At 60.1% G+C, this 25,163-nt stretch carries 24 protein-coding genes; 15 read left to right on the top strand and 9 right to left on the bottom strand.

Annotation, left to right across the window (positions count from 1 at the left end):
- Positions 1–2: 2 nt before the first annotated feature.
- Positions 3–851 carry a MurR/RpiR family transcriptional regulator gene (locus tag HNQ72_RS23710; protein WP_183995937.1) on the bottom strand — a complete coding sequence of 283 codons (849 nt, stop codon included), beginning with the start codon at positions 849–851 and terminating at the stop codon, positions 3–5.
- A 100-nt stretch (positions 852–951) separates the two neighbouring features.
- Between HNQ72_RS23710 and HNQ72_RS23715 the strand changes: the two genes are divergently transcribed.
- The 7 genes from HNQ72_RS23715 to HNQ72_RS23745 all read left to right on the top strand — a co-directional run bounded on the left by HNQ72_RS23715 (position 952) and on the right by HNQ72_RS23745 (position 7,914).
- On the top strand, positions 952–1,689 hold the full coding sequence (locus HNQ72_RS23715) for a 5-formyltetrahydrofolate cyclo-ligase (protein WP_183995939.1): 738 nt from the start codon (positions 952–954) through the stop codon (positions 1,687–1,689).
- 44 nt (positions 1,690–1,733) lie between these two features.
- The gene (locus tag HNQ72_RS23720) at positions 1,734–2,705 is read left to right on the top strand and encodes an ABC transporter substrate-binding protein (RefSeq protein WP_183995941.1); all 972 of its coding nucleotides are present in this window, start codon (positions 1,734–1,736) and stop codon (positions 2,703–2,705) included.
- Positions 2,705–3,475: an ABC transporter ATP-binding protein gene (locus tag HNQ72_RS23725; protein ID WP_183995943.1), complete on the top strand. Its 771-nt coding sequence runs from the start codon at positions 2,705–2,707 to the stop codon at positions 3,473–3,475. Before HNQ72_RS23720 ends, HNQ72_RS23725 begins: the two co-directional genes overlap by 1 nt.
- Entirely contained in the window at positions 3,465–5,075 is a 1,611-nt protein-coding gene (locus HNQ72_RS23730) for an ABC transporter permease (protein ID WP_183995945.1), read from the top strand. The genes HNQ72_RS23725 and HNQ72_RS23730 overlap by 11 nt, the downstream gene beginning before the upstream one ends.
- Before the next feature lie 16 nt (positions 5,076–5,091).
- Positions 5,092–5,847, top strand: a complete 756-nt coding sequence (locus HNQ72_RS23735; RefSeq protein ID WP_183995946.1) for a 5-formyltetrahydrofolate cyclo-ligase — start codon at positions 5,092–5,094, stop codon at positions 5,845–5,847.
- A 178-nt stretch (positions 5,848–6,025) separates the two neighbouring features.
- Entirely contained in the window at positions 6,026–6,820 is a 795-nt protein-coding gene (locus HNQ72_RS23740) for a MetQ/NlpA family ABC transporter substrate-binding protein (RefSeq protein ID WP_183995948.1), read from the top strand.
- Between the two features lie 44 nt (positions 6,821–6,864).
- Positions 6,865–7,914, top strand: coding sequence for a lipoate-protein ligase LplAB (locus HNQ72_RS23745; RefSeq protein WP_183995950.1), 1,050 nt, complete (start codon positions 6,865–6,867; stop codon positions 7,912–7,914).
- A 33-nt stretch (positions 7,915–7,947) separates the two neighbouring features.
- On the opposite strand, the gene HNQ72_RS23750 is transcribed toward HNQ72_RS23745, so the two are convergent.
- The 5 genes from HNQ72_RS23750 to HNQ72_RS23770 form a co-directional block, all read right to left on the bottom strand.
- A complete protein-coding gene (locus HNQ72_RS23750) occupies positions 7,948–8,676 on the bottom strand; it encodes a GntR family transcriptional regulator (RefSeq protein ID WP_183995952.1) in 729 nt (242 codons plus the stop codon).
- A 117-nt stretch (positions 8,677–8,793) separates the two neighbouring features.
- Positions 8,794–9,918, bottom strand: a complete 1,125-nt coding sequence (locus HNQ72_RS23755) for an iron-containing alcohol dehydrogenase (RefSeq protein WP_183995954.1) — start codon at positions 9,916–9,918, stop codon at positions 8,794–8,796.
- Between the two features lie 183 nt (positions 9,919–10,101).
- A complete protein-coding gene (locus HNQ72_RS23760; RefSeq protein ID WP_112458259.1) occupies positions 10,102–10,491 on the bottom strand; it encodes a cupin domain-containing protein in 390 nt (129 codons plus the stop codon).
- 35 nt (positions 10,492–10,526) lie between these two features.
- Positions 10,527–12,131, bottom strand: a complete 1,605-nt coding sequence (locus HNQ72_RS23765; protein WP_183995956.1) for an L-lactate permease — start codon at positions 12,129–12,131, stop codon at positions 10,527–10,529.
- Positions 12,132–12,439: 308 nt separating this feature from the next.
- On the bottom strand, positions 12,440–12,952 hold the full coding sequence (locus tag HNQ72_RS23770) for a hypothetical protein (protein ID WP_183995957.1): 513 nt from the start codon (positions 12,950–12,952) through the stop codon (positions 12,440–12,442).
- Between the two features lie 270 nt (positions 12,953–13,222).
- On the opposite strand from HNQ72_RS23770, the gene HNQ72_RS30990 reads away from it, so the two are divergent.
- Positions 13,223–14,323 (top strand): methyl-accepting chemotaxis protein, encoded by a 1,101-nt coding sequence (locus tag HNQ72_RS30990; RefSeq protein WP_183995959.1) that lies wholly within the window; start codon positions 13,223–13,225, stop codon positions 14,321–14,323.
- A 14-nt stretch (positions 14,324–14,337) separates the two neighbouring features.
- On the opposite strand, the gene HNQ72_RS23780 is transcribed toward HNQ72_RS30990, so the two are convergent.
- Positions 14,338–14,583 (bottom strand): PIN domain-containing protein, encoded by a 246-nt coding sequence (locus tag HNQ72_RS23780; protein WP_183995960.1) that lies wholly within the window; start codon positions 14,581–14,583, stop codon positions 14,338–14,340.
- Between the two features lie 125 nt (positions 14,584–14,708).
- Between HNQ72_RS23780 and HNQ72_RS23785 the strand changes: the two genes are divergently transcribed.
- The 6 genes from HNQ72_RS23785 to HNQ72_RS23810 all read left to right on the top strand — a co-directional run bounded on the left by HNQ72_RS23785 (position 14,709) and on the right by HNQ72_RS23810 (position 19,822).
- Positions 14,709–15,086 carry a GFA family protein gene (locus HNQ72_RS23785; protein WP_183995962.1) on the top strand — a complete coding sequence of 126 codons (378 nt, stop codon included), beginning with the start codon at positions 14,709–14,711 and terminating at the stop codon, positions 15,084–15,086.
- A 73-nt stretch (positions 15,087–15,159) separates the two neighbouring features.
- The gene (locus HNQ72_RS23790; protein WP_183995964.1) at positions 15,160–15,585 is read left to right on the top strand and encodes a metal-dependent phosphohydrolase; all 426 of its coding nucleotides are present in this window, start codon (positions 15,160–15,162) and stop codon (positions 15,583–15,585) included.
- A gap of 66 nt (positions 15,586–15,651) precedes the next feature.
- The gene (locus HNQ72_RS23795; protein ID WP_183995966.1) at positions 15,652–16,431 is read left to right on the top strand and encodes an SDR family oxidoreductase; all 780 of its coding nucleotides are present in this window, start codon (positions 15,652–15,654) and stop codon (positions 16,429–16,431) included.
- A gap of 147 nt (positions 16,432–16,578) precedes the next feature.
- The gene (locus HNQ72_RS23800) at positions 16,579–17,037 is read left to right on the top strand and encodes a MarR family winged helix-turn-helix transcriptional regulator (RefSeq protein WP_148145128.1); all 459 of its coding nucleotides are present in this window, start codon (positions 16,579–16,581) and stop codon (positions 17,035–17,037) included.
- The gene (locus tag HNQ72_RS23805; RefSeq protein ID WP_183995968.1) at positions 17,024–18,718 is read left to right on the top strand and encodes an MFS transporter; all 1,695 of its coding nucleotides are present in this window, start codon (positions 17,024–17,026) and stop codon (positions 18,716–18,718) included. Before HNQ72_RS23800 ends, HNQ72_RS23805 begins: the two co-directional genes overlap by 14 nt.
- 36 nt (positions 18,719–18,754) lie before the next feature.
- The gene (locus tag HNQ72_RS23810; protein WP_183995970.1) at positions 18,755–19,822 is read left to right on the top strand and encodes an HlyD family secretion protein; all 1,068 of its coding nucleotides are present in this window, start codon (positions 18,755–18,757) and stop codon (positions 19,820–19,822) included.
- 102 nt (positions 19,823–19,924) lie between these two features.
- On the opposite strand, the gene HNQ72_RS23815 is transcribed toward HNQ72_RS23810, so the two are convergent.
- Positions 19,925–21,055 carry a glycoside hydrolase family 25 protein gene (locus HNQ72_RS23815; RefSeq protein WP_183995972.1) on the bottom strand — a complete coding sequence of 377 codons (1,131 nt, stop codon included), beginning with the start codon at positions 21,053–21,055 and terminating at the stop codon, positions 19,925–19,927.
- 263 nt (positions 21,056–21,318) lie between these two features.
- On the opposite strand from HNQ72_RS23815, the gene HNQ72_RS23820 reads away from it, so the two are divergent.
- Positions 21,319–22,743, top strand: a complete 1,425-nt coding sequence (locus HNQ72_RS23820) for a sensor domain-containing diguanylate cyclase (RefSeq protein WP_183995974.1) — start codon at positions 21,319–21,321, stop codon at positions 22,741–22,743.
- A 7-nt stretch (positions 22,744–22,750) separates the two neighbouring features.
- Here HNQ72_RS23820 and HNQ72_RS23825 read toward each other — a convergent pair whose 3' ends face one another.
- Positions 22,751–25,081, bottom strand: a complete 2,331-nt coding sequence (locus tag HNQ72_RS23825; protein WP_183995976.1) for a heavy metal translocating P-type ATPase — start codon at positions 25,079–25,081, stop codon at positions 22,751–22,753.
- Positions 25,082–25,163: the final 82 nt, after the last annotated feature.

Consider the following 25,163-nt stretch of genomic DNA (forward strand, 5'->3'; position numbering starts at 1 on the left):
GATCAGTAAAGATCGCCAAGCTCTTCATGGATTGCCGCGATGATCTCGGTGCGTTGCTGGGCCGAGCGACCGGCATGCGCCGCATAGGTCAGCGCCAACAGCCTCACCGTGCTCAGGATCGTCGTATGCGACGGGCCGAGTGCAAAGCTCGCCACATGGCATGGCAATACGACATTCGAATAGCGCTGCGCCTCCAGCATCGAGTTGCGGTCGGTAATGGTGATGATGTTGAGACGGCTCGTCGCCGCGTGGCTGAGGATCGGTTTCAGGATCGGCTGGTGCGGCGGCAGCGTCACCAGAAGCAGCACGTCCTTCGGCCCGGTCATCGCCAGATCTTCCGCCCATGAGCCCTGGTTGATGCCGAGAATCATCACGCTGTGCCGCAACCGGGAGAAAACGAGCCGCGCATAACGCGCCACGCCCTCTTCCACACCAAGCCCGAGAACCCACACTTTCGGTGCAGCACCGATCATTTCCGCCGCCTGCCTGACCTTGTCGGAACGCATTTCCTCAAACGTTTTGGTCAGGTTTTTCAGCTCCAGCTCCAGATGCGCGCCGATCGTGCGCCCCAGCGCCACCTGCTCGGATTGCGTGACGGAATAACCGTAAGGTTCCGTGCGGTTGCGCTCTTCACGCGCCTGCAGCTTTACCTCGTTAAAATCCGCATAACCCAGATGCTGGAAGAAACGCGCAGCCGTCGCCTTGGAAACGCCGGCCATCTCGGCGATCTCGGTTGCCGAATGGGTCAGGATGTCGTCCTGCCGGTCGAGGATCAGCTGGGCGAGTTTCTGCTCGCCGGCTGTCAGCCGCGCGTAGCGTTCCTGAATGCGCAAGACGAGACGCGAGGCCATGATCTCTCCGGTTTGCCGCTCTGCATAAAAAGACTAGCACCCCTCTTGCAACAATGAAACTATTGTTTCACAATTATGAAACACTGAAACAGAGGCCATGATGGCACAACCACGCGTGATCCGGCAGAGAATTTGGGACAGCCTGAAGGCTGTCGCTCGCCCCGACACGCGCTTCCATTTGAGCTTCAGCGAATTCATTCCGGATTTCGAAGGCGTCGAGCAGGCGACCGACCGGATCGCGGCACTTCCCGCTTTTGCAGACAGCAAACTGGCCTTCGTCACGCCCGACAATTCGATGACCGAACTGCGTCGTCGTCTGATCGTCGAGGGCAAGGCCTTCGTCATGTCGACCTACAACATGCAGCGCGGCTTTCTCTATATGGCACCGGGCATCGTCCCGCCGGATGCCGCTCCCTTTGCCGCATGGCTCGACGGCATGGAGCATTTCGCTCGCCCCATCAATCTTGAGGAACTGACCACGATCGGCCGTTTCGACCTGCTCGCCACCGGTGCATCGGCGGTGACGAAGGACGGCATCCGTTTCGGCAAGGGCCATACGTTTTTCGACCTCGAATGGGGCATGTTCACCGATCTCGGTCTGGTCGACGAAAAGACGCCGGTCGCGGCCATCGTCCATGATGTCCAGGTGGTCGATGAACAACTGAGCCCCAGCGAAACCGACATTCAGGTGGATTTCATCGCCACGCCGAGCCGCCTTGCAACGGTCGAGCGCCAGAGCCGGCGTCCCCGCGGCATCAAATGGGAGCGGCTGACGCGCGACGAAATCGTCGACACGCCGCCGCTCAAGGAACTTGCCCGCATGCGCGGCGTCGCCTGACAGACCGCTTTGAAGACTTCACCCCGACAATAAGGAACAGCCCGATGCATCTTTCCCTCAATCGTCGCCATTTCATGGGCCTGATGGGCGCCGCTGCGACCATGCCGATGATGGGCCGCATGGCCTCTGCCGCCACGCCGTTCAATTTCCAGGCCTCGTGGATCAACGATGCCGAATTCGCCGGTTATTTCCTCGCCGCCGACAAGGGCTATTACAAGGAAGCCGGCCTTGAGCTGGAATATCTGTCGGGCGGCCCGGACGTCATCCCGGAAAGCTCGATCATCGCCGGCAAGGCCGACCTGACCCTGACCACACCGGACACGACGATCAAGGCGATCGTCGAACAGGGCGCACCCTTCAAGATCATCGGCGCCCAGTACCAGAAGAACCCGATCGGCATCGTGTCGCTGGCCAAGAACCCGATCAAGCAGCCGAAGGACCTGATCGGCAAGACGCTTGCCGTTCCGCCGGTCAACGTCATCTCCGTCGAAGCCATGCTGAAGATCTCCGGCGTAGACCGCGCCCAGGTCAATATCGTGCCTTACGCCTACGACCCGACCCCGCTGATCAAGGGCGAGATCGACGCCTCGGTCGATTTCACCACCAACGTGCCTTTCACCATCAAACAGGCCGGCGAAGAGGCAACCTCCTTCCTGCTCTACGATTTCGGCTTCACCATCTTCAACGACACCGTCGTCGTCACCGAAGAGACGCTCAAGGCCAAACGCAAGGAAATCGTCGCCTTCCTCAAGGCCAGCCGCAAGGGCTGGGAAGAAAACCTCAAGGATCCGGCAGCCTACCCGAAGACCTTTGCCGACACATGGTTCAAGGGCACCGGCCGCTCGCTCGAAAACGAGGTCTATTTCAACACCGCGCAGAAGCCGCTGATCGAAAATGCAAAGGGCATCTATTCGATGAGCGAGGAAGCGATCGCCGCCAATATCGAGGCGCTTGCCGCCGTCGGTATCACCGCCAAGCGCGAACACTTCGACACCACCGTTCTCGAAGAAGTTTGATGACCTCTACAACCGGCATTACGCTTGAAACCGTCTCGCGCTCCTTTCAGGGGCGCGGGACTGTCGTTCAGGCGCTCGACAATGTTTCGCTCGATTGTCCCGCAGGCTCGTTCACGGCGCTGATCGGCCCGTCCGGCTGCGGCAAGTCCACTATGCTGCGCCTCGCGCTCGGCCTCGATGACGCGACTTCGGGCGATATCGGCATTGCCGGCATGAAACCGCAGCAGGCAGCCAAGGCCGGCCTCACCGGCGTAGCCTTCCAGGATGCCGCCCTGATGCCCTGGCGCAGCGTCGAGGACAATATCGCACTGCCGCTCGATGTGCTCGGCCGCAAACGCGCCGATTTTTCCGCCAAGATCGCCGAACTGATCGCCCTTGTCGGCCTGAAGGGTTTCGAGAAGGCCCTGCCCGGCGAACTATCCGGCGGCATGCGCCAGCGCGTGGCGATTGCTCGCGCCCTCGTCACCGATCCCAAGGTTCTCTTCCTTGACGAACCCTTTGGCGCACTCGACCAGATCCTGCGCCGCCAGATGAATCTCGAGCTACAGCGCATCTGGATGGAAAGCCGCGCCACGACCCTGCTCGTCACCCACGGCATCGACGAGGCCGTTTTCCTTGCCGATCGTGTCGTCGTCATGCAGAGCCGCCCGGGCCGTATCGGCAAGGTCGTCGACATCCCGCTAGCCCGCCCGCGCCTTCCGGAAGTCTTCACCACGCCGGAATTCCACGCGCTCGAAGATCAGGTCGCGGAGGCGCTGGATGGCCACTGAGACGGCGCTTGGAGCTTCGCCCGAAACGACCAGAGGAACTACCGGCTTCCGGCATTGGTCCGCGCTTCGTAACGCGGCGATCCTGCTCGTCCTCTGGGAAATCCTCGGCCGCTTCAAGCTCGTCGCCGGCGGCGCGCTGCCTGCCCCGACCGAAGTCCTCATCCGCTTCTGGTCGGATCGCGGCGATTATCCCGCCCATATCCTTTCTACCTTTCAGGGCGCATCGCTCGGTTTCCTGATCGGCAACGGCCTCGCCATCCTCGCCGGCATCCTTTTCGCCGTCTCGCCGGTTGCCGCAAGGCTCGGACGCGGCCTCAATGTCGCGATCTTCGCGCTGCCGCCGATCGCCATTTCACCGATCCTCGTCCTTACCTTTTCCGGCATGACGCCGCGCGTCGTGCTTGCGGCCCTCGGCTGTTATTTCGTCACCATGAGCGCCACCGTCACCGGCATCAGCCAGACGGACAGGCGAATGCTCGACGTGGTGCGCGCCTATGGCGGCGGGCGGCTTGCGCTTCTGCGATTGGTCGAGATCCGCGCCGCCCTGCCCGCCATCCTCGCCGGCCTGCGCGTCGCGGCACCGGCCGCCGTGCTCGGTTCGATCCTGGCGGAATTCGGCGGCGGTGGACGTTTCGGCCTCGGTGCCTATCTCATCGGCTCGCTCGGCCGTGCGGACCCCGCCCGCCTCTGGGGCATCGGCCTTGCCGCAACGGCAATGGCACTGATCGCCTACGGCATTTTTTCACTCATCGAGGCCCGCCTTACCCGCTCGACCCGCGCTATCACGGTTGCAGCAACACCGCCCGGCATCCGCTCTGAAGGCAGTCTCCTGTCGACGATTGCCATCACGCTTGCCTCGATCGCGCTCCCCTTCATCGTCTGGTGGCTGCTCCTGAAAATTCTCGGCACGCCGGCGATGATCGCCAAAACCCCGGCCGGCGTCTTCGACTATCTCTTCCTCGCCCCCTCGGCGACCTCGGCGCAGACCCGTCTTCTCGCAGCGCTCGGCCAGACCCTGCCGATGACCCTGATCGGCATGGCCGCCGGCCTCGCCTTCGCCTTCCTGCTGGCGCTCGCCTCGGTCGTGCGCCCCAGCATCGTCCGCTCGTTCATGCCGGTGGCGCTCGTCACGCAGACCATGCCGCTGGTGGCGCTGACGCCCCTGCTCGTCCTGCTTCTCGGCCGTGGTCCTTCGGTCATCCTGTGGATCACCATTTCGGTCACCTTCTTCCCGGCCTTCGTCACGCTGGCGCAGGGGCTCGGCATGGTGTCGCGCGGCGCGCTCGATGTGGTGCGCGCCTACGGCGCCAGCCCCTTCACGCAGTTGCGCCTCGTCTCGATCCCGGCGTCGCTGCCCTATCTCTTCGCCGCCATGCGGCTTGCCGTTCCGCGCGCGCTTCTGGGCGTCATGATCGCCGAATGGCTCGCCACCGGCACCGGGCTCGGCAATCTCCTGAACCAGTCGCGGGGTTATCTCGACTACGGCATGATCTGGACGGTCGCCGTGGTCTCGGTCCTCATCTCGGTTCTCTTCTATCAAATCGTCATCGTCATCGAACGGCATGTGCTGCAAAAGCGCGGCATGCAGCCGGCCGCCTAGTTACAAGGAGCCCCCAATGTCCACTCACGCAGAAATCGCAGATCACAAATCTTCCGTACGCGAGCGCGTCTGGACCGAACTGCGCAAGGTCGCCGTCGCCGACAGCCGCTTCCATTTCGATTTCGGCGAATTCATCGCCGATTTCGAGGGCGGCGAAGCTGCCGTCAACCACCTGCTCGACAATCCCTATTACCGCGACGCCCGCCTGATTTTCATCACGCCCGACAATTGCCTCGATCGCCTGCGCTTTCAGGCGCTGAAGGACGGCAAGCTGGTGCTGATGACTACCTATTCGATCAAGCGCGGCTTCTGGCTGCTCGATCCGAAGAAGATCGCTCCGGACCTCTATCTCTACGCCTCGACCCTCGACGGCATGGAACGCGTCGGCCAGCATATGACGCTTGCCGATATCCAGACGAAGCTGCCGAATGTCGATTACATGGTCACCGGCACCGGCGCGATCAATCTGGATGGCGTGCGTTTCGGCAAGGGTCACGGTTTCTTCGATGCAGAATGGGGCATGCTCTACCAGCTCGGCAAGATTTCCGTCGAAACCCCCTGCGCCGCCGTTGTCCACGATTGCCAGGTTCTGTCGGAAAAGCTCAACCCCGATGTCTATGACACCGTCGTCGACGTGATCTTCACGCCGACCCGCGCGATCAATGTCTCGGGCCCGCACAAGCCGACCTGCGGCATCATCTGGGATCGCCTCGACCAGCACATGTTCGACACCATCCCGCCGCTGCAGGAACTCAAGGCCATGGGCCTCTGATCCTTCATCTTCCGGCTATCGGCGGCAGCGCCGGTAGCCATTCACCACGGGCCAAACTTGACTCAATAAGTATATTTTTAATTCCCCCATGGATTGCATCGCCAAACAGGGGTAAAGCACCGCCAGAATGCGGTACAGTGACAGTGTCGCCGCGCCTATCCAATTCGCGAGCACATCCATGGTCTCTCTCCGGCATATCCTTACCGTCGCAACCCTGATCGCATCCTCCTTCACCGCCTCTGTCAGCATGGCGCAGGACGAAAAACCGCTGCGCATCGCGCTTGCCACCAGCATTTCCAATCAGGCGGCGGAAGTGGCTGCCGAAGAGGCGAAGGCTCAGGGCCTCAACGTCGAACTCGTCGAGTTCAACGACTGGAACACGCCGAACATGGCGGTGGCAGACCGGGAAATGGATGCCAACCTCTTCCAGCACATCCCCTATCTCGAATTCACCAATCAGGCCGGCGGCCGCGATCTCGTCGCCGTCGCCCCTGCCTACGCCACCCCGTTCGGCCTCTATTCGAAAAAATACAAGTCACTGGAAGACCTTCCCGACAACGCGCAGATCGCCTTCTCCGGCGACGCAGTCAACACCGGCCGTTCGTTGCTTCTCCTCCAGCAGGCGAAGTTCGTCGAGCTGAAACCCGGTACCGGCCATCGCGCCACGCTCGAAGACGTCGTCAAGTGGGTGAAGCCGCTGCAGATCACTCAGCTCGATGGCCCGCAGATCGCCCGTGCGCTCGATGATGTCGACGCCGCCGCCACCTATCCGACCTTCGCCAAGCTTGCAGGCCTCGATCCAGCCTCTGGCCTGATCTTCGAGAACGACCCGATCTACGCCTTCCAGTTCGTCACCCGGCCGGACATGCGCGACGATCCGCGCCTGCGCAAATTCATTGACATCTACCGCGGTTCTGACGCTGTAAAGGCAAAGCTCCGCTCGCTTTACGGCGACCTCGTCTCGTTCCCTTAAAAGCGCGCAGCAAAAAGCAGTTATTCAGGTTGGGAAGCTAAAAGATGCACGGTGAATACAAGGTTCAAGGCGGAAAGCTGGTTGTCGTCGATCTCGATGTCCGTGACGGCATTCTCGCCAATGTCCAAGTCTCGGGCGACTTCTTTCTCGAACCGGCAGAAGCACTCGAGGACATCCGCGCCTCTCTCGAAGGCCTGACCGCCTCCTCCGCGGTGGAAGACATCATCGCCGCAGTGCGCACAGGCCTGCGCCCCGGCGCGGAAATGATTGGCTTCAGCCCGGAAGCTGTCGCCATCGCCGTCCGCCGCGCACTCGGCGTCACCGGCACATGGCGCGATTACGAGTGGCAGATCATCGAGACCCCGGCGCTGACCCCGGCCCTGCATGTCGCCATGGATGAGGTTCTGGCCAAGGAAGTCGCGTCCGGCCGTCGTGGCCCTTGCCTGCGTTTCTGGGAATGGGAGCGTCCGGCCATCATTCTCGGCGGCTTTCAGTCGCTCCGCAACGAAGTGGATATGGAAGCCGCCGCGGAATTCGGCATCGAGACAGTCCGCCGCATCACCGGTGGCGGCGCCATGCTCGTCGAACCCGGAAACAGCGTGACCTATTCGCTTTACGTACCGGGCGAACTGGTGCGCGACATGAGCTTTGCCGATTCCTACGCCTTCCTCGACGACTGGGTGCTGAAGGCGCTGATCTCGCTCGGCATCGACGCCTTCTACAAGCCGCTCAACGACATCTCCAGTTCCAAGGGCAAGATCGGCGGTGCGGCGCAGAAGCGTTTCTCCTCCGGTGCCGTCCTTCACCACGTCACCATGGCCTATGACATGGACGCCGAAAAGATGGTCAAGGTCCTGCGCATCGGTCGCGAAAAACTCAGCGACAAGGGTACGACGAGCGCCGTGAAGCGCGTCGATCCGCTGCGCAGCCAGACCGGCCTTCCCCGCGCGGAGATCATCCGCCGCATGAAGGAAACCTTCATCTCGCTGAACGGCGGCACGCCGGGCACCATTTCCGACGAGGAATATGCGGCAGCTGAAAAGCTCGCTGCAGAGAAATTCAGCAGCGAAGAGTGGTTGCGCCACATCCCGTAAGGTGACATCCCGGCGCGGAAGCGCCGTTTCACCTCACCGCGTCACGGTAAAGACCGCAAGGTTTTCCGGCATCTCGACACCCGTCATGATGGCGTCCAGATGAGCATGGATGGCCTCGGCCGCGCGGTCGGGGTCATGGTCGCGTATGGCGTTGAAGATCGCCGTATGCTCCTTGATCAGCCGCGCGATCCGGCCCGGTTTCGGCAGGCTCAGGTGGCAGTAACGATCCACCTTGATCTTCACCGACTTGATGATGTCCCATATGCCCGGATAACCCGCGGCTTCCGCAATCAGCGTATGGAACGTGTCGTCGGTCCGGCGGAACCCTTCGTAATCCGCCTCTGCCGCCTGCACCTTCTGCAATTCGAGATTGGCGCGCAGCGTCGCGATCTGCGTCCGGCTGGCTTTCAACGCCGCCGCCCTGACCGTCACATCCTCCAGCGCCTTTCTGACAACGATCGCCTCCGGCAGCGTATCGAGCGCGATACGCGCGACAAAAGTTCCAGATTGCGGCAGGATCTCGATCAGCTTTTCGTTCGACAGCCGCAGGATTGCCTCGCGCACCGGTGTGCGGCTGACGCCAAACTGCGCGGCGATCTCCTTTTCCAAAATAGGATCGCCCGGATAACGACGCAGTGAAACGATGTCGTTCCAAAGGACCTGATAGATCAGCGCCGAGGTACTGGCACTGCGCAGGTCCAGTTCGTCGCGTATGCTCGCCAGGCTTTTTCGCTGCTCCTGCGGGGGATTATTATCCTCCATATCAACCTTCTCACGGCTTGTTCTTGGTATTCGGGATCGCACGCGCGAATCCGCCCCTCTTTGCTGCCGAGCATGGCCCGGCAGCGATCGGCTTGTCAAAGGTGCAGCGTGTTCAGATCACAGCATGGTTTCGAGGATTTCGACCATGGTTTCCGGGGTCAGCTTGCGCGGATTGAAATCCGTCGACCGACCAACGCCATTCCTGACGATATCGGGGATAGCCTCGCGGGTAACACCCAAGGTCGAAAGACGCGTCGGCGCTCCGAGCTTTTCCATCTTGGCTTCGAAAGCCAAAGCGAATTCCTCGACCGTGCCGAACCCCAGAACCGTCAGAAGGTCATCGAACCAGGGACCGAGCTCCGCCTTGTTGAAGCGCAGGAAGGCCGGCACATAAATCGCGCAGGCCAGTCCGTGGCGCAGGTCGTAGTCCAGCGTCAGCGGATAGGAAAGCGGATGCAGCGCCGTATTGCCGATCATCGCCATCTGCGTGCCGCCGATCACGCTGCCGAGCGTTACCTTTTCGATCGCGTCACGATCCTTGTCGAGGCAGGCAGCCTCGATATTGCGGAAGATCAGCACGATGGCGCGAAACGCCATCGCCCGCGTCATGTCGTTTGCGCGCGTCGACCAGAAACCTTCAAGCGCCTGGGTCATCGCATCGAGCGAGGTGGAAACCGCAACCGCCGTCGGCATGCTGAGCGTCAGTGCGGGATCGACGATCGCATGGTCCGGGAAGGCCTCGGGATAGGCAATCGCTGGCTTGGCATTCTTTTCCCTGTCGGTGACGACGGCAAAAGGCGTAACCTCGCTGCCGGTACCGGCCGTCGTCGGCACGGCGATCAGCGGCAGCCCGCGTCCAGCCGGCTTCCTTTCGCGATAGAGATATTCCCGGATGGAGCCTTCATTCTTCTGCAGAAGTGCGACACATTTGGCCGCATCCAGCACACTGCCACCACCGATCGCAACGATGATATCGGCACCACTCTCCCGGCAACGGGCCGCCGCCGTATCGACCGTCCCGATCGACGGATTTTCCTCGATGTCGGTGAAGATCGTCAGGTCGGCCGAGCCGACCAGTTGCTTCAACCCCGCCTCGCCGACGCGATTGAGGAAACTGCGTCCAATCATCGCAAATACATGACGGCCACCCAAATTCGAAATCATATCGGGTAGGGTCGACAATCGATCCCAACCGAAATGGACCGCAGTCGGCAATCTGAAATCCCAATTTGAACCCGTCATCATCGTCACTCCAATATCTTTTATACATGCTTCAAAAACCAATAGGCCGCCGGTAATTCCGCTTTTCCGACAAGGCAAAGGAGCGGAGTTGGAGAGGTGATCAGCCCCGCCCGTTTCCGCTCCTCCGATCAAGCCATCAAAGCGCTTAGGGGTCGCAAAGACAGCCTATTGGATTTTAATATATCACTTAGGGCCCTCAATTGGAAGGCCGTGCTTGGCCATCAGCTGCAGGTAGTCTTCACGCGGCGGCACGAAGATGTCGATACCGCGGAAACCGGTCGTCGTGCGGCCGCCATGCGGCACGTTCGACGGATGGACGCAGACATCGCCGGCTTCCATCAGGAAGGTTTCATCGCCGCAGGTATGTTCTTCCGTACCTTCGAGAATGACCAGGATCTGCACGGCTTCATGGCTGTGCATCGGGAATACGCATCCGGGAGGATTGGTGATGAAGCTGAGCAGGGCGGGGCCTGCAGCGACGAAGCGCGTGCTGGATTGTTCTGTCAGCGGCACCAGCGGAATATCCTCGATCGTGTAGCAGTATTTCGATTTGTTGGTTGCTTTGTAGACCATAGCTGGTTCTCCTATTTTCAGTCATGTTCGAGGCTTTATGGAAGCATCCACGAAAGCACAGGCGTCGTTTGAAGGAAGACGATCGCGCAAAGGACGAGCGTCAGTGCGATGCTCCAGGGAAGCGTCTTGCGGAAGATGTCCCCTTCGCGTCCGATGATGCCGACCGCAGCAGCGCCAATTGTCAGGCTTTGCGGTGAGATCATCTTGCCGAGCACGCCACCGGAGCTATTGGCTGCAGCCAGAAGCGACGGTGACAGGCCGGTTTCATGAGCCGCCGCGACCTGCAGAGCACCGAAGAGCGCGTTGGCTGAATTGTCGGATCCGGTGATCGCCACGCCGATCCAGCCGATGGCCGGCGACAGGAATGCAAACGCATGTCCGGTCGTGGCGAGCCAGCGCCCGAGCGTGATGGTCTGTCCGGAGAAGTTCATGACGAATGCGACGGCAAGTACGCACAGAACCGTCGGAATGGCCCATTTCAGCTGCTTGAGCGTCGCACCATAGGTCTCGACAGCGGCACCGGCGGACACCTTTAGAAAAGGCATCGAGAAGATGCCGGCAATGCCGAGAAGCGTGGCAGTGCCAGGCAGCCAGGGTAGCGACAGCGACGTGCCGATCGCCCCCCCTGCGGGGCTGGTTATGGCAAGCCCGGGCCAGGCAAACTTGCTGACACCGGCAGACAGCGCCTGAGCGATCGGCCCGATCTGCGAAAGCGTGAAGATCACGATGATCGCGACATAGGGCAGGAAAGCGATCGACACGCTGCGGCTGCTGAACGGGATTTTCGAATTCTCCCCTTCACTGACGATGGCGCATTCGATGGTTTCCTTCGGCTTCCAGACCTGCAGGAAGGCGACGAGTGCCGCGGCCCCGGCAAGCGCTCCCAGAACGTCGGTCAGCGGCACGGAAATCCAGGACGAGCTGACGAACTGCGTGACGGCATAGGCAAAACCGGCGACCAGTGCAGGCAACCATGTCTGGCGAAGACCTCTGCCGCCGTCGACGATCCAGACGAGGATCAGCGGAATGAACATTGCAAGGATCGGCGTCTGGCGGCCGATGATTGCGCCGAGTTCGTCATAAGGCAGGCCGGATACGGCAGCCAATGTGGTGATCGGCACGCCGAGTGCCCCGAAGGCAACCGGCGCGGTGTCGGCAACGAGCGCGCAGAGTGCGGCTTTCAGCGGATCCATGCCGATTGCCACCATCATCACGCCGGCAATCGCGATCGGCGTACCGGCACCGGCAAGCGCCTCGAGCAGGCCACCGAAGCAGAATGCGATGATGATCGATTGCACACGCAGGTCGGTGCTGATCACCCCGAAACTGCGCCGCAGGATGTCGAAATATCCCGACTTCACCATCATGTTGTGGATCCAGATGGCGTTGATGATGATCAGGATAATCGGAAGAATACTGAATGCCGCCCCGTACAGGGCGGAATTGGCGGCCACCGACACCGGCATGCCGTAGATGATGATGGCAACGCCCATCGCGACGATAAGCGAACATAGACCGGAAAGCTGCGGCGAAAGCCTGAACCCTCCGAGCATGATGAACATCGTCAGAAGCGGCAAAGCCGCAAATATGGAACTCAGCCCGAGCGACTGAGCGACCGGATCATAAACCTGTTGAAACATTTTCGGCGCGTCTCCCCACGCTGCCCGCAAAGGCGGGCACAAACCCAAAGCCTTGCACCCGCCAAAAACGCCTCCCCTAAAAGCGGTCCAGGTCGATGAGAAAACTCATCTCATGCAAGATGTGTATACTTATATATCAGTTGGATTTGATCGAAAGTGCGCAAGCCGCCGCAGCCGTGAGGCAAGTTGACGCTGGGAGACGGTTTGAGATCAAGACAGTCGATATCATTCGGACAGCACGCTAACCGCCCGGAATGTTCGCATATCGCGCAGAGACTAGCGAAGGAATGAAAAGCGTTAGACGCGGCTCACTGGCTCAGATCGATTCTGCTGGTCACCACAGACTTACCACTTGCCGGGTCGTTATCGATGGTCTGCAACCGCAGTCGGTTTTCGCCAAGTTTGGCGATTGTCATCGTCGCCTTACGGTCGCCGTTGATATTTCTCGCCCAGCGCACGGCCAGATTTATGGAATCACCCTGCCGGGTTCCCGAAAGCGAAGATGGCTGGCCCGAAGGCCCTGTGTAGGTTCCGCTATAACGCGTCCCGGAGGCCTTCAGCGCTGCGGAGATGGATCGGCTGACGACAGCAAGCGCGCGACAGGAACCCTGCATCGCAAGATCGTCAGCGCCTACCGAAAAATTTACATTACAGCTCACATTGAGGGATCTTCCGCCGATCCGGGTCAGAACCGTTCCCTTGCCTGACCACTTTCCATCGATGGATTTCAAAAACTCTCCTTCGGCGGCCGTTGCCGAACCGGCCATTCCCAGTGGAAGGACCAATGTTGCTGTCAGAATTGCGAGGAACTGCGCATGCATGACAACCTCCATCAAAAGATGCAGGCCTAACGTTCACTTTCAGTACAAGTTCCCGATGGCCAGAACGCGCCAGAGCGCAAGCAGAATATCCGCTGCGCAATTCTTTGCCGGGCAGCAGTCCGACTTAGATCCGGCCATGTTTGTAGAGGCTACGGGAAATCACGACATTTATTATCAGCAAATAAGCTGAGCATTAACCAAGCAAAAACCATGGCGTGCAAAATATAGACACATTGTCACATCTCCACTTTTCAGTTCAGGATCTGCAAGATGATACCGGCACAGGCAGAAAAGCAGCAGCATGCAGCAACGCCCCGTTCAATGCAGGTCATAACTGACGGCATTGGCAATGATCTCGAGCGTTTCAGCGCCGACAACACTCATGTCGTCAAGCAGATCAAGCTCCTTGCGATCAATGCACTGATCGAAGCTGCGCGTGCCGGCGAGATGGGCAAGGGATTTGCCGTCGTCGCCAATGAGGTCCAGAGGCTGGCGCAGATCGCCTCCGACATTGCCTCCAAATTCGAAAGCAATGTGCTCGGCCGCATTGGACTGACCCGCAGCATGGCCGATTCTCTGGTTCACGAGATGGAGGGCATAAGGCTCACGGATCTTGCGCAGACGCTCGTACAACTGATCGTCCGCAACCTCTTTGAACGCACTGCCGATGTCCGCTGGTGGGCGACTGATACGGCGCTCTGGCAGGCCCTCAATGATCCGTCCGCCGAGCGCCGCACATTCGCAGCGGAACGCCTGGGTGTCATCAACCGCTTTTACACCGTCTATCTCGATCTCGTCATGACCGACCTCTCCGGCAAGGTGATCGCCTCGGCCAACCCGAAATTCCAGCGAAAGCTGATTGGTACATCGCTGTCGGATGAACCGTGGTTCGCTGCCGCCCGCCGTTGTGCCTCGGGGGACGATTATGTCGTCGATGAGGTGAAGCGCTCCGGTCCGCACGACAACCGCACCGCCCTTGTTTATGCCACAGGCATCCGAGATGGGGGAAAAGTCGACGGTGAGCTTTTGGGTACACTCGGCGTCTACTTCGACTGGGAAAACCAGGGCCAGTCGATTGTCGAGAAAGAAGCAAACCTTCCGCCGCATGTGGCAGACAAGACCATCGTCCTTCTTCTGGACGGAAACAGCCGCGTTATCGCAACGACCAATCCCGCCCTGCTGTTCACGCATTTCGCACTTGCCAATCCGGGTGGCCAGTCCGCCGGCAGCTACTATGACAACAGCGGCTCGATCGTCGCCTATGCCAGGACCCTCGGTTACGAAGATTACGACGGCCTCGGCTGGTATGGTGTGGTCGTTCAGCAGCTGGAAAACGAGAATGACATCCGCATGGCGCTGAATATCCGGTAATCCGGGGCTTCCGGTCAAAAATCCCAGGGCGAGATAAGGTCGAGCCCGCAAGGCTGGAAATCCTTGATGTTACGGCCGGCCAATCTTCCGCAATTGACGAGCGCGATTGCGGCGATCACCCCATCCTGCACGGACATCGAGCCTCCCTTCCGCACGGCTTCATCCATAAATTCAGCATAGGCCAATGCAGCCTGTTCCGTGACCGGGAATATCGGGGCTGCAAAGCCAGCGCTTCGAACGGAGAGCTGCGGTTCTGCCATATCACACTCGCTTTCCATGATCAGTTGCCACCAGGATGGCCGCTGATGGCAAGCTGGCAATATTTTGGCTCTGGCCGCAGCACACATAGGCGCTATCTCAAGCCTGTGAGGATTGAGGAGGCATCATGATCATCCGTTCCGGAAGCTGCCTGTGCGGAAAGGTCCGCTATAAGGTTAAGTCGGATCCCATTCGCATCGGGCTTTGCCATTGCATGGATTGCCGCAAGGAAAGCGGTTCGGTCTTTGCCACGTTCGGCATCTGGCCCGCACATGCCTTCGAGGCATCGGGAGAGGTTCACTATTATGAAGGCCGTGGCTTCTGCGTGAACTGCGGCGCCCGCATCTTTTCCGAACCAGCCGAGGATGAGGTCGAAATCCGGGTCGGCACGCTGGACATGGCTCCGACCGACATCCAGCCAACCTATGAATTATGGGTAAAGCGCCGCGAAGACTGGCTGGCACCGCTGGATGGCGCCGAACAGTTCGAGGAAGACCGGCTCTGATCCGTATCGCCATTTGTACGTTGCTTTGATATGCCTGCTCGCCAGCAGAAAACATGGCACGGTTGAGATCCCGATGACCTACGAAGCACAACTGAAAAAAGCGATCGACATCGCCACGAAGGCGCATGAAGGACAGTCGAGCAAAACGGGCGGCCCGTTCATCGATCATGTGCGGCGTGTGGCCGAGCATGTAAGGGGAGAGGATGAAACGCTGGTCGCATGGCTTCACGACGTCGTCGAAAAGGGCCCCGGCTGGACTTTCGGGCGGCTACGCGAAGAAGGTTTTTCACAAAGGGTCATCGATGCTGTCGATGCGATGAGCAAGCGTGAGGGCGAGGACTATTTCGACTTCGTCCGCCGTTCGATCGCAAACCCTTTGGCCCGCCCGGTCAAGCGGGCCGACCTCACTGACAATCTCGCTCAGATGCGCCAGATGGGCGGCGATGGCGGAAAATTTGCCGAGGGCCTTCGCATTCTCGGTGATACCTATCCGGCATAGCCGGAACTTTGGCCTGTCTCTTTCGTTGCGGCGGTTGAACCACTGCCCGAAACGGAAGGATCGCCGATGGAACTTCAGTCGAAAGTCGCCCTGGTCACCGGCGCAGGCTCGGGCATAGGCCGCGCTTCGGCAATCAAGCTGGCGGAGGCCGGAGCGGTCGTGGGAGTTCTGGGCCACACGCCCGGCAAACTTCATGAAACAGCCGAATTGATCGAGGCTACAGGCGGCAGAGCCATTTCTCTGAATGCCGATGTCGCGGACGAAGTAGCTATGCACCACGCCGTGGAAACGCTGGTCGCGGAGACCGGCAGGCTGGATGTGGTGGTGGCGAATGCGGGCATAAACGGCGTCTGGGCGCCGATCGATGACCTCAAGCCGGAGGAGTGGGACCAGACAATCCGCGTCAACCTGCGCGGCACCTATTTGACGCTCAATGCCAGCATTCCACATCTGAAGAGGCAGGGTGGCTCGGTGATTGTTGTGTCGTCCATCAATGGCAATCGCACCTTCAACACGCCGGGTGCAACAGCCTATGTCGCGACAAAGGCGGCTCAAGTTGCCATCGTCCAGCAACTGGCGCTTGAACTGGGCCGTCACCGGGTTCGCGTCAACGCGGTCTGTCCGGGCGCTATCGAGACCAGCATCAATAACAACACAAAAGTTCGTGGCGAAGACGAGACTGCCGTTCCGGTGGAATTCCCCGCAGGCGACATTCCCATCACCGGCGGCAAGGCGGGCCAAAGCGACGACGTCGCCTCCGTCATCCTTTTCCTCGCCTCCGACCAGTCGCGGCATGTCACAGGAACTCCGGTTTATGTCGATGGTGGTCAGGGACTTTTGCGCTGACCCGATAAGCTCGCTGACGCGTGAGCAAGCAGAAATTCTTGCGACCTATGCAAATTCTGGAGGCCTGATTTGCGCATGGTCAAGGATTGAAAAGAGATACTTTGGGTGCTAACTAATGTCGTAGACAATCTTAGTGTGCTAACCATTATGCCATATATCGATCAAACAGCCTCGGAATTCCTTGAGGAGCTGACCAAGGTCAGCCGCAAGATCCGCACGACTTTCAACAAGAAGGTGACCGCCCACGGGCTCACCTATCCCCGTGCGCGTGCGCTTTTCCGTCTGGCGAAAAAGCAGAACATGACCCAGACGGAGCTCGCCTGCGATCTGGAGCTGGAACAGGCAACGCTTGTGCGCCTGCTTGACCGGATGGAAGAGAACGGGCTGATCGAACGTCGCCCCGATGCGAACGACCGGCGCGTCAAACTCATCGCACTGACCGAACACGGAGAAGAACAGGCTGCCTTCGTGCGTGCGCTGGCTGACCAGATCCGTCACCAGTTCTTTGAAGGCATTGACGAGGCCGAGTTGAAGCAAGCCATCGCACTGATGGAGACCATCTCCGAAAACGTCTCGAATGTGGAGATCGATGATGTCCACGCGTGAGGCAACGGCCAGGAACGAAGATCTACAGACAGAACAGCTGGAAACTGCGGCAACCGACGTGCAGGCGCTACCGCCGGCCCCGGCTCCCGCAAGCCCACCGCCTTTCGTGCCGAAACCGTTACCGATCGCACTTCTTTATGCCCTTACCTCGCTCACGGCCGCCGTCATGCAGGGGCTTGGCACGGCGATGATCTCGACCAACCTGCAGCAGATCGCCGGACCGCTTGAAGCGACCCAGAACGAAGCTGCATGGCTGATGGCAGCCTATCTCTTCCCGAACGCCAGCCTCGGCCTGTTCCTGTTCAAGGTCCGCACCCAATACGGCATCCGCCAGTTCTGCGAGTTGGCGATCATCCCTTACGTGATCGTCAGCCTCGCGCATCTGTGGGTCAATGATCTCGGCCTGAGCATCGCACTTCGTTTCTTCGCCGGTGCGGCGGCAGCGCCGATCTCCTCGATGGCCTTCCTCTACATGCTGGAAATCTTTCCGCCGGAGAAGAAGCTCAATATCGGCCTTTGCCTCGCCCTGATCGGCCTGTCGCTGTCGACGCCGATCGCCGGCCTCATTTCGCCGTCGCTTCTCGATATTCACGACCTGCGCGGCCTCTATCTCGTCGAGCTCGCCCTGGCGCTGATCGTCTTTGGCCTCATATATATTCTGCCGCTGACATCGCCGCCCCGCGCAAAGGTCATCTCGTCGATGGACTATGTGAGCTACGGCCTGCTCGCCACATCGATGGGCTGTCTTGCGGTCTTCTTCACCATGGGCCGCCTCTATTGGTGGCTGGAAGCCAATTGGCTCGCCTGGGTGCTCATCACCGGCATCGTCAGCGGCACGCTCTGCATCATGCTGGAGCTCAACCGCAAGAACAACCTGATCGACGTGCGCTGGATAGGCTCGTGGGAGATCGTCCACTTCGCCGGCGTGCTGCTTGTTTTCCGCATGCTGCTGACCGAACAGTCGACTGGCGCGATTAATTTCTTCCGCCAACTCGGCCTGTTCAACGAGCAGATGGCTCACCTCTACTGGGCGGTGCTGATTGCGAGCGTCGCCTCAGGCCTGCTGTGCGCAGTCTTCATGAAGCCCGGTCGTGAGGCCGCCATCCATCTGCTCGCATTGATCCTGATTGCCGCCGGCACCTTCATGGACAGCCAGTCGACGGTCCTGACCCGTCCTGATCAGATGCTGCTCAGTCAGTCGCTGATCGCCTTCGGCTCGGGCCTCTTCCTGCCGCCAGCCATGGCCGTCGGTTTTGCCGCCGCGCTGAAGAAGGGCCTGACCTACATCATCAGCTTCATCGCCGTATTTCTCTTCACCCAGAAAGTCGGCGCCTTCATCGGTAGCGCCTTGTTCGGCAGCTTCGTCACCTGGCGGGAGCAATATCATTCCGCCATCCTGACCTCGCGCCTCCTGCCCACTGATCCGCTCGTCGTGCAGCGCATCAACCAGTACGTCTCCGCCTATAGCCGCACCGGCTCGGATGCTATGCAGCACACGATCCAGGGCACCAGCACCTTCGCCAAGCAGGTCCAGCAGCAAGCCTATGTGCTTGCCTATAACGACGCCTTCTTCGCGACATTCGTTCTCGCGGCAGTGGCCATCGGCATGCTGCTGTTTCACATCCTATGGAATAACCGCCACCGGTTCCTGCACAGAGCAGACACCCCGCAAACTGCCTGACGCTCGCAACCTGGCCCAAAACACAAGTCAAAGACCATGAAATCCGTATTTCGCTCTCTCGCCACCTATCTCGCGGCTGCCGTCGGCATCGCCGGTGTCCTCATCGTGCTCTATGTCTGGAACCTGCCGCCGTTCAAGGGCTCTATCGAGACCACCAATGATGCCTATGTGCGTGGCCAGGTTACCCTGCTCAGCCCGCAGCTCGCCGGCTATGTCGTGGAAGTACCTGTTCAGGACTACCAGAAGGTCAAAAAAGGCGATCTGATTGCCCGGATAGACGACCGAATCTATACGCAGAAGCTGGAACAGGCGAAGGCCACCCTGGCATCGGCCGAGGCTTCGCTTGCCAATTCCGAGCAGAGCCGCAAGTCGGCTGACGCCAAGATCGTTTCGGCCAAGGCAGCCGTCGAAAGCGCCAACGCCGCCTTCGATGCGGCCAAGACCGCCTATAACCGCACCCAGTCGCTGCTGAAAAGCAATGTCTCGACCCAGAGCGATTTCGAAAAAGCCCAGGCAACCTATGATCAGGCCCAGGCAGCGGTTCACCAGGCAGACGCGGCCGTCCTCGTCGCCGAACAGGACCTCAATACGATCGTCGTCAACCGCCGCACACTGGAAGCAACTGTCGAGGGGGCCAAGGCTTCCGTCGCGCTCGCCGACATCGACCTGCAGAACACCCGCATCACCGCTCCGCAGGACGGCGAGCTCGGTGAAGTGACGGGCCGCCTCGGCCAGTACGTCTCGATCGGCACACAGATCGCATCACTTGTGCCCAATCATGTCTGGGTCGTCGCCAACTACAAGGAAAACCAACTCGAAGGAATGAAGCCCGGCCAGCTGGTCACCTTCACGGTTGATGCTCTCGGACACCAGAGTCTCAAGGGCCGTATCGAGCGCTTTGCGCCGGCGACCGGCTCCGAATTCTCCGTCATCAAGTCCGATAACGCGACCGGCAATTTCACCAAGGTCGCCCAGCGTATTCCCGTCCGGATCGCAATAGAGCCGAACCAACCACTTACCGATAGCCTCGTCCCCGGCATGTCGGTCGTTGCCAGCGTTGACCTCGCGCAGCAAAGTGGACCAGCTCTGGCGCAGGGCAACTGACCTTTTCGTCAGTCCGCCCCGCCTTTTCCGGACAAAAAGAAGCCCCGCGCCCTGTTCAGCATCCCGGCGCGGGGCTTTCTCTATCTTGTCTGCTTGTTGTTTTTAGCGCTGAGCTACGGCGCTCACGGCACCGGTGGATCGCTCCACCCAGTCATGCCAGCCTTCGACGCCGCCATTGAAGACATTGAGGTCGATCTTGCCCTCGACACCTTGCGACAGGCCCGATCCCGAATACTGCCAGAACAGCCATTTGCGATCCGGATAGATCTTTGACGGGTGAGCGGCCACAGACCTTAGCCAGAAAGGATAGTCGCGGAACTGACCGCGCAGGTGATCCTTGTAGAAATCCGGTGCAGTATAAATGACCGGGCGCTGGCCGTAATGCCGTTCCAGCTTGTCCATGAAGACCTGCATCTTCTCGAGCACCCGCTCGGTCGAAAGCCGCATCTTGCAGTCGGACTGGTGATTGTATTCCACGTCGATCACAGGCGGCAGCGCATCGGGATCGCGCGGCACGTTACGGATGAACCAGTCTGCCTGCTCGCCGGCGGTACGGCACCAATAGAAGAAGTGGTAGGCGCCGCGACGGATACCCGCCTGCTGCGCGCCGCGCCAGTTGGTCCTGAACATCGGGTCGATATGGTCGCCACCATCCGTCGCCTTGATATAGGCGAAGTTGGCGCCCTGGGTGCGCAGTTTCGCCCAGTCGATATTGGCCTGCCAACGCGATACGTCGACGCCATGTACGGCAAAGTGTCGGGGCGCGACCCGGCCGAAATTCATCGGCTTGGCATCACTGAAACGGTGGCCGTAAACCTTCAGACGCTGAAAGCCTGCAGAAGGCGGCATTGGCTGGCTGTATGAAGGCCGGTTGAGCGAAGGATTGAGTGCCGGCCTGAGCGAGGCGACAGGGCGTTCGGCGGGAACCGGCATGCCGACAGTGGTTGCCAAGCCGTCGAATGCTTGTGTTTCGTGTGCACCGCCATTCCATGCCAGCTCATGCGGATCCCTCAAGCCGGCCGGCGGCGTGATCGCCGCAACCGGGGTCGGATCGATTGAAGGAACAGACGCTGCCGGCATTGACGGCGGAACGATTGCCTGTGACGGCGCGACCCGCGCGGTCTTGACTGACGCGGGCGGTACGGTCAGCGCTGTCTCTGTGCTGGACGAGGTACAGCCGGACAAGCCGATACAGGTGGCGATGATCGCCGAAGTGGCAGCAGAAAAACGCATGATAACCCGTACGCAAAACACCGATCCCGCCCTGACTGCCTCTTTTCAGGCGCAACACGGGATTTGACTAACGGGACGTTACCGAAAAAACCTAAATGCAATCTTTACGAGTCGTTCACTTCGCCGGCATTCGCCAGCGGAAGCTAATAAAATAATCGGTGATTATCGCGTGGGCAGGCCCGATAGTAACACCATTGTTAAGAACTCGCGTCCGATACTCGCCTTATTGACATAAGCCAATTCCCAACGGCGTTTCCACTCTCATGCGCTTCATTCACTTCAGGCTCGTTGGCCCGGCCATCATTGCGGTGGCGGTGCTCATCGCTGGCATGGCGACCATCCCTTATGTGGGCATTGCCCAGATTGACGCGGATCTTCGCCAGCGACAGGAGATGCTGGTCAAACACAATATCGACCTGTGGATCAGCGACATCGAATTCTCGCTGACCGCATGGACCATATGGGATGAATCCATCTCCAAGATCGATAACAGCTTCGATCTCGAATGGACCGACCGCAATATCGGCGCCTCTCTCATTGGAACATCCCGTACCCGCTTTGTCGCAGTACTCGACCACGACAATCAGCTGATTTATTCCCGTGCCGACGACAGTGTGAAGGATCGCGGCTTTTTCACCCGCGGCATTCCTGCCGTCGTCAAGGATGCGGCTGCCTTGGTTGCAAATGTCCGATCAAGAGAAAGCGGACGTGTCGTCGAGGGCATCCCGAAACCGGTCAGCATCAGCCGTATCGAAGTTCTGGGAGACGATGCGGTCCTGATGACGGCTGCGCTGTTTCAGCCGGATTTCGGAACCGCCAGGCCGAAGGGCGAACGCGCGCCGATCCTTATCACCGCTATGCCGATCACCGGCACCATTCAGGAATTCTTCGGCACCCGCTTCCTGCTCGACGATTCCCGGATCGGGACGCTTGCGGGTATCGCGCCGGATCGCGCTCATGTCGAGATCGCAGTCGGCCCGGGTGGCGAACCGCAGGTCCTGTCCTGGCGCCCGCCAAGTCCGGCCGCCGACCTTATGTACCGCTCGCTTCCGTTGCTCATCACCGTCGGCATACTTTTGCTGGCCACGGGCATATTCGCGGTCCGTATATCCAGAAACGCCGCACGCACGCTGCTGTCGCGCGAAAAACGCATGCGCCACGCCGCAACACACGACTTCCTGACAGGCCTCGCCAACCGGGCGCTGCTGCAGCCGGAATTCAGGTCGCTGAGCGAAAAGGCACCCCTCGCCGTTATTTGCCTCGACCTCGATGGCTTCAAATCGGTCAACGACACTTATGGACACGCGGCCGGCGACGACTTGTTGAAGATCGTGGCTTCTCGGCTACGTACGGGCATACGCGAGGCTGACAGGCTCTTCCGCCTGGGTGGTGACGAATTTGCGATCCTCATGCCGGAGGTTTCGGCAAGTCAGGCCGAGAGCATCTGCCGGGATCTTTCGCATTCGCTGGCACAACCGATCGGACTATCTAAGGGTGATGTATCGATAGGGGCTTCATTCGGCATCAAACTGGTCGAAAAGGGTGAGACTTCCTGCGATACGGCGCTAGGTGCAGCCGACGCCGCACTTTATCATGCCAAGGCGTCCCGTCGCGGCAGCGCGATCCTTTCGAGCGATATCCCGCTTGCCCGGCCAGAAGCCCCCGTTGTGATCCGTCGCAGCGCGTAGATACCAGCTATCGCCGCAGCAACCTCAGCGCATTGATCGTCACCAGCACGGTCGCCCCCGTATCGGCTAGGATTGCCGGCCACAATCCGGTGACGCCGATAATGGTGGTCACCAGAAACACGGCCTTCAACCCGAGCGCGATAGTGATGTTCTGCCAGATGTTGCGCATCGTGCGCTTCGACAGGTCGATCATGGCTGCAATGTCCGAAACCCGGCCATGCAGCACGGCCGCATCGGCCGTCTCCAGCGCCACATCGGTGCCACCGCCCATCGCGATACCGATATCAGCCGCCGCCAGCGCCGGTGCATCATTGATCCCGTCGCCAACCTTGCCGACGACAAATCCCTCGCGCTTCAGCTCGCCGACAATGCGGCTCTTGTCTTCCGGCATCAGTTCGGCGCGCACCTCGATCCCGAGATCCTTGCCGATTGCTTCCGCCGTGCGGGCATTGTCGCCGGTCAGCATCACCGTCTTGACGCCCACATCGGCGAGCAGCTTCAGACCCGCCTTGGCATCCACACGCGGTTCATCGCGCATGGCGATCGCGCCCGCCAGAACACCGCCGACGATCAGCACGGAAACCGTCTTGCCTTCATCATTGAGAGCGGTAATTCGGCGTGAATGCGCCATCGGCAGCGACACGCGCTCCACCGCCGCCTTCGGCGACCCGAGAAACACCTCTTCGCCCTCGACGATTGCCGTCACGCCCTTCCCACCCAGTGCCTTCGCCTCGCTTGCCGCTGGAAGGTCCAGCTCGTATTCGGCAACCCTTGCCAGGATCGCCATTGCCAGCGGATGGCTGGAACCGGTTTCCAGCGCCGCAGAAATCCGCAACACGTCGTCGGCATTGCGGCCGAAGGCGATCACGTCGGTCACCTGCGGCTTGCCCGATGTCAGCGTCCCGGTCTTGTCGAAGGCGACGGCCGTCAGCTTGCCTAGCGTTTCGAGCACGGCGCCGCCCTTCAGCAGCAGGCCCCGGCGCGCACCGGACGAAAGCGAGGCGGCGATTGCGGCAGGCGTCGAGATGACCAGAGCGCAGGGGCAGCCGATCAGAAGAATGGCCAGGCCCTTATAAACCCATTCACTCCAATCTGCGCCGGCAACGAGCGGCGGCAGGATAGCAACGAGCGCCGCCACGACCACGACGCCCGGCGTGTAATAACGCGAAAAACGATCGATGAAGCGTTCGGTCGGGGCCTTCTTTTCCTGCGCTTCTTCCACCAGCCGCACGACGCGGGCGATGGTATTGTCCTCGGCTGCAGCCGTCACTCGGATGCGCAAAGCCGCATCGCCATTGATAGTACCGGCAAACACCTGCTCGCCTTCACTCTTGGAAACCGGTGTGCTTTCGCCCGTCACCGGCGCTTCGTCGATCGCACTTGTCCCGGCAATGATGATGCCGTCGGCGGAAATCCGGTCGCCCGGCCGCACCAGAATGACCGAGCCGACAGCAAGGTTTTCCGCCGGCACCTCTGGTGTCTTGCCGCCCTCCTCCAGCAAAGCCGTCTTCGGCACCAATGCCGTCAGGCTCTGGATGCTGGAACGCGCCTTGCCGGCGGCAACGCCTTCGAGAAGTTCTCCGACCAGAAACAGGAAAACGACGGCGGCCGCTTCTTCCGAGGCATCGATGACGACGGCACCGACAGCGGCAATCGTCATCAGCATCTCGATCGAGAACGGCGTGCCTGCAAAAGCCGCCATGATCGCCCGTCGCGCGATCGGCACCAGACCGATCAGCATCGCGGCAGTGAAAACATAGCTGTCATAAGCCGGAATGAGATGTCCCAGGCCGTAGGCAATGACAAGCGCCAGCCCGACGACGATCGTCAGCCGCCCCTTCTTCGATTTCCACCACGGCCTATCCATCGGCGCATGATCGTGGCCATGCAGACCTTCGATTCCTTCTTGGTCATGGTCGTGGTCGGAGTGATCGTGTCCGCCGCCATGATGATGCACATGGTCATGCTCTCCATCGTGGTTGTGATCGCAGCCGGGGCCATGCTCGTGATGATCGTGCGGCTGGCTGATCTCCCCCCTTGTGGGGGAGATGCCCGGCAGGGCAGAGGGGGGTATGCCGCGCTCTGCCTTACTCTTCTTCCCCAAAGCCCTGAGCGAATAGCCAAGCCCGGAAACCTTCTTCTCCATGGCAGCAAGATCGGCACTGCCATCGTGGCTCACCGTCATCGTGCTAGCAGCGACGGAGACGGAAACATCCTCGACGCCCGCAATGCGCCGCACCGCCGTGTCGATCTTCGCCGCGCAGCTGGCGCAATCCATGCCGCCAACCTTGTAGCGCGCCTGATGCGAGGTTCCGTCTTTCGTCCGGCTATCCGACATGTCACTCTCCGCCATAACTTCGAGTAGCTCTTCTAGGACCTCTAGTGACTAGAGCTGCAAGGGGCTTTTTGCGAAAAACTTT

It is taken from the genome of Aliirhizobium wenxiniae (genome assembly GCF_014201355.1).
Lineage (GTDB): Bacteria > Pseudomonadota > Alphaproteobacteria > Rhizobiales > Rhizobiaceae > Neorhizobium > Neorhizobium wenxiniae.